The sequence below is a fragment of the Leptolyngbya sp. PL-A3 genome, from assembly GCF_039962325.1.
In the GTDB taxonomy this organism is placed as follows: Bacteria; Cyanobacteriota; Cyanobacteriia; order Elainellales; family Elainellaceae; genus Vacuolonema.
Window position 1 is genome coordinate 225,039 of the sequence record NZ_JAMPLB010000002.1, and the last position, 12,004, is coordinate 237,042.

Below are 12,004 nucleotides of genomic sequence, written 5' to 3' on the forward strand. Positions count from 1 at the left end.
TCAGGTACCCGTATCAAGTACCAGGAAAGTGTTCTATCTGAGCATAACCGCTGAAGATAAGTTTTTTGCCAGAAGTTTCCAGGCGGTTGAGCCGCATGCTGACCCCGTCTAGGTCAAACCGATCCAAATCCACCATCTCGTTCAGCACGTTAGCAAAGGCCATCGTTAACACTTGAGAAAGCCCCCGTACGTCTTCTGGCACGTCTTCTGATTCAAAGGTCGGGTTCTGGAATTGAATACGCCGTCGTCGTTCTACCTCTAAGGTTGCCTTCATCCGAATAGGTACATCACTGCGGTTCGGCAGATCAGTTAAAGCACTAATTTTGAGTTGATTGTCAGGCAGCAGGTTGACCTGGACATCCCGGAAGGTAATCGGTTCCCCTCCCGATAGATTAGTCAGGGCCTCGGACTGCAAATTCACCAGGCGTTTTTGCACCAATTCTGCCTTGAATGCCCGGTTGATGCCATCTTCAGTCAAGACGACTTGAGCTACGGCCTGGGTTGGGTTCTTCAGGCGTACATGCCCCGACAGGATCGAGCCAGGATCAATGGCAACAGCGTCCGCTATAAAGGACATTTCTGCCACTTCAAACTCCCGGCGAATGACAAGATTGCGCCCAGACATTTGAAAGGCATCGATACTGCCCTGAAGCAATTTACTTGGGGGATTACATCGAATCTGTACGTCGACAGCTTCGCTAGCCGAAAAAAGATGCCGAATAGATTGGGTGGCAACTTTGTTCAGGAGCTGTTCCCCAAAGTCAGTTCCAGCGCCGGGTTTGGGAGAGGTAAACAGGCTAAACATAGTGGGGAATAGACCAGAATGTTACTTTTCGTAACGCCCTTGTTGTAACAAATTCTTCATACACATTGCAACGTTTGAGGGCCAATTTGAGCACAGCGAAACTTATAGCACAGTGTTGAAATTGCTATATGTCTGCTTTTGGCCGGCTGCAGTCACAATTCAGGGATTGTAAACCTGGAGTTTTTGCAAGAGATCCGGGGAAGCTCTAATCTAGTAAAGAGGAATTGGCAGGCAAGCGCATCCATATCTTAGATTCGGATTTGTCTCCATCCTTCAGAGTTCCTGCTTTAGGCCGTAGGCCGGATGCAGAGCTCAATATTTGCTCAGTCATCCTCAGGCTATCATGCTGGATGACAGCAAATAGCTCAATTCAGACGAGATTTGTTATTGGACGCTGCGTGTGCCCAAAGCTGGCATTATTTACAACGACATTAAGCCCGTAGCCTGTCGCACTGCCGAAGAGTTGCGAGACAAGCTCGTGGCTAATGGCTGGGATGTTCAAATGGCGACAGGGGTCGGCGGGATTTTGGGCTATTCGAAGCCTAACCGCCCCATGTGCCATACCCCGATCACTAGCCTGGTGCCCGAAGGCTTTGATGAAGACATGGTCTTTGCCATTGTTCTAGGGGGCGATGGAACGGTGTTAGCGGCCTGTCGGCAGGTGGCCCCCTGTGGTATTCCCTTAATGGCAATCAACACAGGGCATATGGGCTTTCTCACGGAAGCTTACTTGAATCAATTGCCTCAGGCAGTGGAGCAATTGCTCAATCAAGATTACGGCGTTGAAGAACGGGCCATGCTCACAGTAGAGGTGGTGCGAGATGACATCGCCTGCTGGGAGGCGCTCTGCCTCAACGAAATGGTGATCCACCGTGAGCCGTTGACTAGCATGTGCCACTTTGAGGTCGAAATTGGTAAACACGCGCCAGTCGATATTGCTGCGGATGGGGTGATTATTGCTACGCCAACGGGCTCTACAGCTTATGCCCTATCAGCGGGAGGGCCGGTTATAACTCCAGGGGTTCCCGTGTTGCAATTGGTGCCGATTTGTCCCCATTCCCTGGCTTCACGAGCTCTGGTGTTTGACGATCGCGAACAGGTAACCATCTTTCCAGCCAACCCAAATCGATTGGTGATGGTGGTGGATGGGAATGCCGGATGTTACGTACTGCCAGAGGATCGGGTACGGGTGCAGCGATCGCCCTACACAGCCCGCTTTATCCGAATGAGACCTCCAGAATTTTTCCATGTTCTGCGCGAAAAACTGGGATGGGGGTTGCCCCACGTGGCTAAGCCAACTTCTGTGGAACTTCCCTGAGGGGGCCGCCGTCCCTGGAAAGTAACTGGTTGAATCGGGCGTCAGTTGCCTACCATTTGACGAGGTGGGCAATCAGCGCTCACTTGTTAGATCGTAGGCAACTAACGCCCCAAGGTGCTAGGGGCTCTGTGATAAAACAGACGTGTCCCCTGTGCTGTAGTTTATGAATGCATCTGCTAGCGAAACTAACCTCTGTGTTCTAGTCGTTGAGACAGACCGTAGCCTGGCTCAGCACGTTGCAACGGATTTGCAGGACTTGGGGTATCAGGCTGCGATCGCCCACGATGCCGAAAGTGGTCTCAAGCAAGCCCAGGCTCTCCAGCCTGCCCTGATTGTCATCGATCGCGCTTTATCTGAGGACTCAGGGCTGACTCTCTGCCACCGCTTGCGCTCCCAGGGCATCCGGATGCCAGTTTTGCTGCTGATGGCCCGAGATACGGTGGAAGACCGTACTGCCTGCCTGGAGGCTGGGGCTGACGATTATTTTCTCAAGCCTTACCGCAGCGATGAATTTGTCAAGCTGGTACGGTTTTACCTGCAGCCCGAGACATCTCCCAGTGAGCAGCTCCGATTTGCTGATCTCACCCTTGACCTGTCCAGCCGGCGGGCTCAGCGGGGAGAACGGCCAATCGACCTGACGATGAAAGAATTCGAGCTACTGAAATACTTAATGGAACACCCTCGAGAGGTTCTGACGCGGGAGCAGATCCTGGAGAATGTTTGGGGCTACGACTTTATGGGCGAGTCGAATGTCATTGAGGTGTATGTGCGGTATCTTCGCCTCAAGATTGAGGATGAAGGAGAGAAGCGCCTCATTCAGACCGTGCGTAGCGTCGGCTATGTGTTGCGAGAAGCTTGAGGGTACAGAGAGCTTGCTTCTATAAGCTGCTAAAGCCTTCGGAATGAGAACTTACAGAACCAGGTGTGCAGGTTAAAAAATTATGGGAAAAAGTGGTATGAGACAAAAACGCCAAACCCTGCGGCAGCGATTCCTGAGCTGGACCATTATTGGTCTGTGCCTGGTGGCTCTGGGGTGTAATGCGGCGACTGCCGATTCAAGTACGTCTGAGGGCCAGATGCTTCCAATTACCGCTGAGGTTGAGTTGGGGAGTGAGCAGTTCCAGCTAGAGGTCGCTCGGACCCCTTCAGAACAAGCTATGGGCTTAATGTATCGCCCGTCCCTGGAAGATAATCGCGGGATGTTATTCCCCTTCAGGTACCAGCGCGTTGTGCAGTTCTGGATGAAGAACTGCTTAATTCCTCTGGATATGGTGTTTTTACGCAACGGGACAGTACAGGCCGTGGTGACAGCTCCCCCCTGTGAAGATGAACCCTGCCCCACCTATGGCCCCAGCACCGCCGTCGATAGCGTAATCGAGCTGCGGGGTGGCCGGGCTCAAGAAGTTGGGATTACTCCAGGCGATCGCGTCGAAATTCGCTTCCTTGAAGGGTCTCAGTCGTAAGTAACCTCAGTTCGGGATAAGCTGACATCCATTTTGAAGTGTGCGAAGCGCATTCCAAAATGCCCTTAACTCAAACTCAGAAGTAAGTCACCAAAAAGGGTGGAAGCTCAGCTCCCACCCTTTTTGCTTTGTTTATTTAAGCACTGGCTTCTGCTGAGGCTAACGTTGTATTAGCTTGAGGCTTAAGCCGTTGTAGAGCTTGGTTTACAAGCGTCTGGGCGAAAGCTGAGCGCTGATTCTCCTGGAACACCCAACTAAGTTTCTGGGCCAGCCTATCGAGCTGCAAACCGCCCGAGGTTGCCTCCAGGGCTTCCTGCTCCTGGAAGTACTCAATCAAGCTCAAGCCAGCCATACGGGTCAGATAGGCAGCGCTAACGCCCTGTAACGCCCCTCCAGCCACAAAGGTAAGCGCGTGGCTCTTGAGAAGGGGAGTAATGGCCTGGCTCGTCAACTCTACCAGGCCTAGCTTCACCATGGCTTCTGCTAGAGTGCTGGCTGCATTCTTGGCTTGCTCCAGGCTCACCTTCTGCTGATACATCGACCCCAAATCCATCACGAGTTGGGCGTTAATCGAAGCCGTGGCTAACAGATCCAGGCTGGGAACGGGGCTGGCGAAGGCGGCGGTAGCGGCAATCCACTGAGCTTGCTCAATGACAGGAAGGGCGCGATCGCGACGAATCCGGTTCACTTCGGCTTTGATCTCGTCTTTCAGGTGTCGGGCCTGGCGATCGGTGGTTGCCAGCACCAATCGTGGCGCATCTACCGTCACAATGGCTTCTAACCGCTCTAGCAGGGATGCTAACTCCGGTTGAGGTTGCTCTAAACGTTCAGAGATAGTGCCGTTTGCCTGATGCTGGCGTACTTTGAAGGGTGCGGGGGCAGCAGCGATCGCCACTACATCTTGCACAGATACGACACCCAGCGCCCGCTCCCGAATTTGCTGCAAGATGAGCGGTCGCTCATCCGGTAAGTACTGGTCTTGCTTGTTGAAGGCCAACACCACGCGATAGTGCTGCTGTTGGAGCTGCTTCAACAGAGCCAAGTCAGAATCAGTCAGGTCACCTGTAATCAGAAACAGCACTAAATCTGCCGATACTAACTCTGAACTGACGGCATCTGTAGCCAGGTCAAAAAGCTCAATGGGCCGAGGGGTTTCGGTGGGTTGGGGAATGCCTTGCTGCTGAAGGTAATTGAGCAGGGTCGTTTTGCCTGAAGCGCGCGAACCAGCGATCGCAACCCGCAGATTCTGCCGTTCCAGTTCAGTTTGTAAGGCTGTCAACCGCTCCTGCAAACCTGGTAAAACATTGGAAGTTGTTCCAGGAGTTTCGACTTCCGCCTTTAGCCGGGTAAGCCAATGGTCTGCTGTCGCGAGAGATTTTTCTACAGTGGCACGATCCAAAATGACGGGAGCTGGGGATAAATCAAGTTTGCTGGCACGGGGTCGCTGTAACCACCACATACCGCTGCCGAGGGCGATCGCCCCCCACATCATACTTTCGCCCATATGTGCAGCCCCCGGGTGTATCCAGTTCAGCACCCAAGTTCCTGCTGTTAGTGCCAAACCTCCAATCAAAATCGGCTGCCGGATCCCCTGGCCCATGTCCCTAACCTCATGACGTGATACCTCTTCTTATTGTATCGGGGTAGCCCCCTCCGGAGATCCCCTCGACCGAACCCCTGTACTGGAATTTCCCGAATTTTCTACCAGTGCTACAGAGACTGGCATACCTTAAAGGCTAGAAGCAGAGGGAGGGTGCATTGCACCCTCCCTCTGCTTCTAGCCTTTAGGTGGAATTAAAAAAGCCCCACCTGAAATTGGTAGGGCTTTTTAACTTGGTGGCGGGAAGTGGATTTGAACCACTGACCTTCGGGTTATGAGCCCGACGAGCTACCAGGCTGCTCTATCCCGCGTCGCTCTGTGCTTTCGTCTCGCACTTATTCATAGTAGCGAACATCGAGCGTTTTGACAAATGATTTACTAAAAAAGATTTGAATTTATCCGAATGGGCTACTTCTCGGGCTTCGAGTAGACGGTGGGTGCTCATTCGTTCTGCACGCTAGCTGAATGGACGTGTAAGGCTACGATCGAGCTGAGACTGTAGTTCTTCCAGGCTATGAGCCGGGCCTCGACAGCTCAGGCCCTGGCAGACTAAGGCTGCATCTCCTTTGGGTAGGTCGAGCTGGAGCCGAAGGATCGCTGAAGGAAGATAACGGGGAGCGATCGCTGCTAGATATTGGGGCTGGGTGCGGACGAGGGTTTGCGTTTGGTACCAGTCCAGGGCGATGAACAGACCGGGGCAACTGGCGGGAGACTGCTCCATGATGCCGCTGAAGGAGCGAAGGGCCTGCTCTGCCCGGTCCAAGTAAGGCAGGTCTTCCGTAATGAGGAAGAGACGGATGAGGTTGGCAATCGCCACTCCATTCGCGGAGGGAGTCGCATTGTCATCAAAGCTCCGTTCCCGCACTACCAAGTCAGCATTGTCATCCGTATTGAAGTAGCCTCCCAGATTGGAACTCCATAGATGGGCGTCAAACTCTCGTTGGAGAGCGAGGGCATGGCTGAGCCAGTAAGCCGAACTCTGGAAATCGGGCTTGATGCTGAACGAGGAAACCACATCCACGGGGTCGGCTACAGCTCGGGTGGAGAAATCCCACTGGTGAGCCTGGTGCAGGTCGAGCAAGGCTTTAATCAGCAGGGCATAGTCTTCGGAGCGGGCGATCGTGCTGACAGTTCCTTCGTAGTTCAGACGATGCAGCCGGCCCTCCACCTGTTGTTGAGTCACGATAAAATTGGCGGCGCGATCGGCCAAAGTTAAGTATTGAGAATTTTTGAACACCACCGCAGCACGGGCTAGGCCAGAGATCATCAAGCTGTTCCAGGCGACGATCATTTTGGGATCGGTGACTGCAGGAATACGACCCTGCCAGGGATAGGTCTTGGCTTCCTCGTTATTGCGAGCTGGGGGGAAGGTAACGACGTTGGCAGGTTCATCGCCATAGCGAACCCGGAACAGCTTCTGTAAGGCTTGTTCTAGGTTTGCACTCAGAGGGCCCGGGTGCTTCCGTTGCAGAACATTGTGTCCCTCAAAGTTGCCTTTTTCTGTGACCGTAAACTGTTCCTGAAGTTCGGTCAGCTCCTCTTCACTCAGCAGGGTTTGTAAGTCGGAGTAGTCCCATACATAAAATGCTCCCTCCTCCGGTTCGGCCTCGTCTGGGCTGACAAAACTATCAGCATCCTGTGCGGCATAGAAATAGCCCTCAGGGGCCGTCATTTCCCGCTGGAGCCACTGAACGGTACCGGCGATCGCCCGCTCAAAGGCGGGCTCCTCCATTCCGGCACTCCACAGGTTTGCCAAAAACTCCACTACTTGCCCATTGTCGTAGAGCATCTTCTCGAAGTGGGGCACGGTCCAGTTGGGGTCTACGGTGTAGCGATGAAACCCCCCAGCTACATGGTCATAGATGCCTCCCAGCGCCAGATCCAGCCCGCGCTGCTGGCAGATCTCCCGCGCCGCTACTTTCGCATCGGGGAACTGAAAGCGCGCTCCATGCAGCGCCGCCTCTGCATGGGGAATCATGGGAAAGCTTGGCCCTGTACGGGAAGCCGCTAATATAGCCGCGCTATACTCTAATCCCTGCCGTAGCAAGTCGGGCGTGAGTTCTGTTTCGTCCCGGAACTGGGCCATCTGATTCAGCCGTCCGTAGATCTCGTCCCGGACAGATTGCATCTTGTCTTTTTGCGTGTCGTAGAACTGCCGAATGGCCTGAAGAATCTGCAAAAATCCTGGCCGTCCATAGCGAGGCTGTGCAGGAAAATAAGTGCCACCGTAGAAGGGCAGCAGATCGTCGGGAGCTAGAAAAATATTGAGTGGCCATCCCCCCTGGCCCACCATCATTTGCAACGCCTGCATATAAATACTGTCCAGGTCCGGGCGCTCCTCCCGGTCAACCTTGATGGGCAGGAAGTTTGCATTCATGTAGTCGGCGATCGCCCCATCCGAAAATGCCTCGCCCTCCATCACCGTGCACCAATGGCAACTGGAATACCCAATAGAGAGGAAAATTGGTTTATTGTCCTGGCGAGCTCGGGCGATCGCCTCGTCACTCCAGGGCCACCAATCGATGGGATTATGGGCATGCTTCCGCAAATAAAGGCTGTGGGCGTCAGCCAGACGGTTGGGCATGGGGGCAGACCTCTCAGGATTTTCACCTAGAGTCTACCGCGAGATTTAAGAGGGATTCTCAATCTCTAGCAGGGTGTTGTCAGCGTCTATAGCAATGTGCAAATGCGTTAAGTACAGCAACGGTGGGGTGGGGCGCTTCGTGCCCCACCGCACTTCATCAACGTGCATAGCGCTATGCGATCAGAAGCAGGTCGTTGAAAGGCTTTGCTCTGTAAGGTTTTCCAACGGCCTGCTTCTGATCACGTCATGTTATTGCGGTGCAAGGTAAATGCGATCGCCCTCAATGCGAATTTGCTCCAGTGAAATGCCCTGCTGCTGAAGCAACTCCATCAGCTGCGTCTCCAGGTCATCGACTGACACCCCAAACTGTTGCGCTACCACGTCCAGCGGTAGCTGCAGGCGTCCTACTCGGACACTGGTATTGCCTTCTAGCTCCAGACGCCCATTTCGAATCTGAGGGCTACTCTCCAGCCCAATGAATAACTGTTGCTCATCCAACCCCGGCACCATCGAGAGCAACTGCTCCACGCGTAGCCGATCGCGATCGCTCAACTTATCCAATGGCAACTCTGCCAGGTTGACCACTGTACCCGTCTCTAACCGCCCATTCTTCACGGTTGCGCTCAAGTTGGCAGCAGGCTCCTGCCACTCGGATGGCACGACATGGGAAGCGATCGCCTCCTGCAACAACTGCTCTACCTGAGCGGAACTCAAGACCACCTCTGCATCTGATTGAGCTTCTGATGCCGACGTTATTGCTGAGTTAGAAGACTCTATCGTTTGAGCCACATACCAATCGGGCAATCGAGTTGCCTGGCGTACTGAATAGGCGATCGCGAACACTGAGCCGACCAGCGCTCCCATCACCATCCAAAGCATGAAGAAACCGGACTTGTTCATAAAAGGATTAAGGCAAGGGGCAGAAGAAGCAAGGGAGTAGAGGATGGTAGAGGGTAAGAACGGAGTACTCAATTTTAAACTTCAGCCTCGCTTGTCGGCCTTCAGCCTTTTTCTTCAACCTTCTATCGCTTTTGCCCTCTGTCCTCCCTACTATCGCTCCACCTGCCTCTTCAAGGCATAGAGCATCTGAGGTTGTGCCTTTCCCTTCAGCACCTGCGCTCCCAGGGGTTCACAGTAAAAATGGGGGGCGATCGCTTGATACACGCGCTCCGTCAGGAGAATATCGCCGACCTGCGCTCGAGCCATCAGTCGAGCTGCCGTATTGACGGGATCGCCCAGAATATTAAACTCTCGTCGACCCCGAGGTTCTCCAATTTCCGCCGAGAAAACTGCCCCTGAGCAGATGCCAACACGCAGCCCTAAAGAGACTGGAACACCTCCGGCAATAGGAGGTGGTAGCTGTTGCACAATTTCCTGCACAGCCAGAGCTAGGCCAGCCGCCCGTAAGGCATCCTCTGGATGGCTACTAAATGCACCAAAGTAGATCAAAATATCAGAGCCAACGGCGTGATAAGTAACTTTTTGTAAAGTGCCACCCCGCGCCTTTACCGCCGCATCAATGAGTGAAAAGGTCCTTGAAAAGCTTTCTGTCAGCGCTGGTACTTCATCAGGATGGGCAATATCCGCTGCTTCGGGATAGCCCATCAGGTTAATGAACACGACAGTTGGTTCTGGAAAATTCGGTGGAATTCGCCGCTCGGCAGCGCCCTCTACAAGTTGGGTGAGAATTTCGGAGGGTAGGTAGCATGCGAGGAGTTGGACTCGACGCAGTGCGTCCTGAATTTCGTTCAATAGGCCCTCCGTACTGCGATCGAGAAGGAGAGGGCTGGTCAACCGCCGCCGGTTCAGGCTGATGTCATAATCCCCCAGGAAACCTGTGGTCAGGTCGTCCTGAATCAGGTAATGGCAGCTTGGCTGGCGTTCATTCTGGCAGGGTTCCATATCAAATTGGTCGTCCGCGCGGAGGCGATCGCCCGCCTCCTGGGTCACACAGACCCGTCCTACCTTGCCACTGCTCTCAGCCAGTTTTGCCCGTTGTACCGTCTGCCCCAGTAGCACATGGGCCATACGATGTGGGGTGCCTAGATCCGCAGCGAGATACATACCGGCATGAATTCCGACACGCATGGCTAACGAAAATCGTCCCTGCGGAGTTTCAATACTTCGAAAATTTCGCATCGCCCGCTGCATTCGTAGCCCTGTCCGTACGGCCTGGGCGGTGTCGTCTCCCTGGACATCTTCCAGAAACTGGACCAGCATCGCGTCCCCGGTAAACTCCAGCAGGTCCCCCCCTGACTTGCCAATGATTTCGATCATTTCGGAGAAGTAGCGATTGAGAACCTCCAGGAGCGCCATTGCCCCTTTGCGTCCGGAAGCGGCATTGGCCTCCATCAAAGGCGTAAAACCCGCCAGATCCGTAAATAGGAGAGTACCCTGTCGCCATTCGTAGCGTACTTTTCCAGATGGGGGTGGCTGTTCAGCGACTTGCCGGGGGACGTAATCCTGCAAAGCTCGCTGTAGGGTGCGCAAATGCTGGAACACCTGCATCAGACGGTCTGGCTCCGGATCAAACCACACCCGTGCATAAAGGTCAGCGGGTAACAAGCGGCGCATTTGAGGCTCAATTTCGGCCAAAACCGCATGTTCTGACACAGGTAAACGGGTCATAAAAGCCTGGGGGAATGGGTGGTCTCTACGATCGACATACAGTAATGCCCCTCCTCACGACTATCCTCCCAAAAACCCCCTCACGTAAAGGCGCTTTTCTAAGGAATTTAAAAAAATGTCGTTGAAATCGAAAAACTCTTGTGTAGAGATGGCTAATATAGTTTATGCTTGTAAATGCTTAAATACATCAGACATTGATGTCTTGAGTCCTCTGAGCGGATGTGGCGGAATTGGTATACGCGCACGTTTGAGGGGCGTGTGGCTTTGCCTTGCGAGTTCGAGTCTCGCCATCCGCATCTGTAGGTGCATAGCACTTACCAAGTAAATTAAGGGAGTTCTGCGATGCAGGGCTCCCTTAATTTTTAGTTACATAACCTAGGATCCATGTCTGTCGCGAACTAGCAGAAGTGGGCTCTCGGTTATGGCGCTTCTCACAAAAAAAATGACCCTTTCAACCAGCTTTAAAGCTTCATTAAAGGAATATTGAGGGTTGATGTGGTGTATTTCGCACGCCGCATCAACCCTCAACCGGGCATGCCCCTAGTACTAAGCGGCGAGAATCAATGGGGGTGCTTGGTACTTTATTCGCTGGTCCTAAAGGAAATCTGAAGTTACTTCACCTACGTAAATTTTTTGTGAAAGTTGGGCACTCTAGGCGAAGGATCCAGGCATAAAGGCTCTGTTTTTCCGTCAGGTGTAATCTATATCCCACTTCGCCGAACCAAATTCCAGACTCGCAGCTACACTAGATGCTATCCCAGGAGTAAGACGGGTTCCCAGGGGCGATCGCTCAGGGGGGTCTACTATCGACAGGCAAAAGTTCATCAGGAGTGGCATAGACTGTAATGCAGAGCCAGTCATCGGTATCATCTGTAGGCTCAGGCACGGTTTAGATTTACGTTTAGAACCGAACAGCGTTAATCTGAGAGAGCTAAAGCCTTTTGCCATTTCCTTCAACCGTTACCCGAGGAGTTCGCCGTGGCAACTCATAAGATTTTGGTTATTGATGACAGCAGGGTGATCCGCAACATGGTGCGGGACATGCTACCCAAAGGTAATTTTGAAGTATTAGAAGCAAAGGACGGGGTAGAAGGCGTTAATACGATTTATCAAGAACGACCTAACCTGATCATGCTGGACTTCCTCCTTCCACGTATGAGCGGCTGGGAGGTGTTTCAGGAGATCGAGGCGAAGCCAGAGTTGCGAGCCCCCCTCGTGCTGATGTCTGGTCGTAAAGAAGAGGTCACGGAAAAGATTCCTGAGCCGTTCGAGTATTTTGAGTTTATCGAGAAGCCCTTTGAGCAGAAGCAATTGGTGGAAGCGATCAAAGCGGCGATGGTGAAGTTTAAGAAGTGGCCGCAACCGATTGTTGCTGCCGCTCCAGCAGCTGATGGTGCTGCTGGGTCTGCTGAAGTCGAACTCCTCAATAAGAAGATCGAAAAAATGCAGGCCGAGATTGACATGATGAAGAAGCAGATGGGCCAAATCCTGACCTTCATCAAGCAGCGGATGAAATAATCCAATTCTTTGCGATCGCCCTGGTGGATGGCTTCTGCCCCTCTACCAGGGCGATATTTATTTCAGGTTTTGGGTGAAGCGCCTATAA

At 53.1% G+C, this 12,004-nt stretch carries 11 protein-coding genes and 2 tRNA genes; 5 read left to right on the forward strand and 8 right to left on the reverse strand.

The window, feature by feature from the left end; all coding sequences use genetic code 11:
• Positions 1 to 13: 13 nt before the first annotated feature.
• Entirely contained in the window at positions 14 to 805 is a 792-nt protein-coding gene (locus tag NDI52_RS02705; protein WP_190775210.1) for a DUF2993 domain-containing protein, read from the reverse strand.
• Between the two features lie 400 nt (positions 806 to 1,205).
• On the opposite strand from NDI52_RS02705, the gene NDI52_RS02710 reads away from it, so the two are divergent.
• From NDI52_RS02710 to NDI52_RS02720, 3 genes are all read left to right on the forward strand, one after another.
• Positions 1,206 to 2,123 (forward strand): NAD(+) kinase, encoded by a 918-nt coding sequence (locus NDI52_RS02710; RefSeq protein ID WP_190775209.1) that lies wholly within the window; start codon positions 1,206 to 1,208, stop codon positions 2,121 to 2,123.
• Positions 2,124 to 2,286: 163 nt separating this feature from the next.
• A complete protein-coding gene (gene nblR / locus NDI52_RS02715) occupies positions 2,287 to 2,982 on the forward strand; it encodes a response regulator transcription factor NblR (protein ID WP_190775208.1) in 696 nt (231 codons plus the stop codon).
• A gap of 97 nt (positions 2,983 to 3,079) precedes the next feature.
• Positions 3,080 to 3,586 carry a DUF192 domain-containing protein gene (locus NDI52_RS02720; RefSeq protein ID WP_190775207.1) on the forward strand — a complete coding sequence of 169 codons (507 nt, stop codon included), beginning with the start codon at positions 3,080 to 3,082 and terminating at the stop codon, positions 3,584 to 3,586.
• A gap of 136 nt (positions 3,587 to 3,722) precedes the next feature.
• Here the strand turns inward: NDI52_RS02720 and NDI52_RS02725 are convergent, their stop codons facing one another.
• From NDI52_RS02725 to NDI52_RS02750, 6 genes are all read right to left on the reverse strand, one after another.
• The gene (locus NDI52_RS02725; RefSeq protein WP_190775206.1) at positions 3,723 to 5,186 is read right to left on the reverse strand and encodes a DUF697 domain-containing protein; all 1,464 of its coding nucleotides are present in this window, start codon (positions 5,184 to 5,186) and stop codon (positions 3,723 to 3,725) included.
• Positions 5,187 to 5,420: 234 nt separating this feature from the next.
• Positions 5,421 to 5,497 (reverse strand) — tRNA-Met (locus NDI52_RS02730).
• A 146-nt stretch (positions 5,498 to 5,643) separates the two neighbouring features.
• The gene (locus tag NDI52_RS02735; protein WP_190775205.1) at positions 5,644 to 7,770 is read right to left on the reverse strand and encodes a thioredoxin domain-containing protein; all 2,127 of its coding nucleotides are present in this window, start codon (positions 7,768 to 7,770) and stop codon (positions 5,644 to 5,646) included.
• A 45-nt stretch (positions 7,771 to 7,815) separates the two neighbouring features.
• On the reverse strand, positions 7,816 to 7,938 hold the full coding sequence (locus NDI52_RS02740; protein WP_277874879.1) for a hypothetical protein: 123 nt from the start codon (positions 7,936 to 7,938) through the stop codon (positions 7,816 to 7,818).
• 81 nt (positions 7,939 to 8,019) lie between these two features.
• Positions 8,020 to 8,670: a hypothetical protein gene (locus NDI52_RS02745; protein ID WP_190775204.1), complete on the reverse strand. Its 651-nt coding sequence runs from the start codon at positions 8,668 to 8,670 to the stop codon at positions 8,020 to 8,022.
• Between the two features lie 150 nt (positions 8,671 to 8,820).
• A complete protein-coding gene (locus NDI52_RS02750; protein ID WP_190775203.1) occupies positions 8,821 to 10,398 on the reverse strand; it encodes an adenylate/guanylate cyclase domain-containing protein in 1,578 nt (525 codons plus the stop codon).
• Between the two features lie 215 nt (positions 10,399 to 10,613).
• On the opposite strand from NDI52_RS02750, the gene NDI52_RS02755 reads away from it, so the two are divergent.
• Positions 10,614 to 10,694, forward strand: a tRNA-Leu gene (locus NDI52_RS02755).
• A 394-nt stretch (positions 10,695 to 11,088) separates the two neighbouring features.
• Here NDI52_RS02755 and NDI52_RS02760 read toward each other — a convergent pair.
• Positions 11,089 to 11,259: a hypothetical protein gene (locus tag NDI52_RS02760; protein ID WP_190789312.1), complete on the reverse strand. Its 171-nt coding sequence runs from the start codon at positions 11,257 to 11,259 to the stop codon at positions 11,089 to 11,091.
• A gap of 117 nt (positions 11,260 to 11,376) precedes the next feature.
• Here NDI52_RS02760 and NDI52_RS02765 point away from each other — a divergent pair, with 117 nt between their 5' ends.
• Positions 11,377 to 11,916: a response regulator gene (locus NDI52_RS02765; RefSeq protein ID WP_190775201.1), complete on the forward strand. Its 540-nt coding sequence runs from the start codon at positions 11,377 to 11,379 to the stop codon at positions 11,914 to 11,916.
• Positions 11,917 to 12,004: the final 88 nt, after the last annotated feature.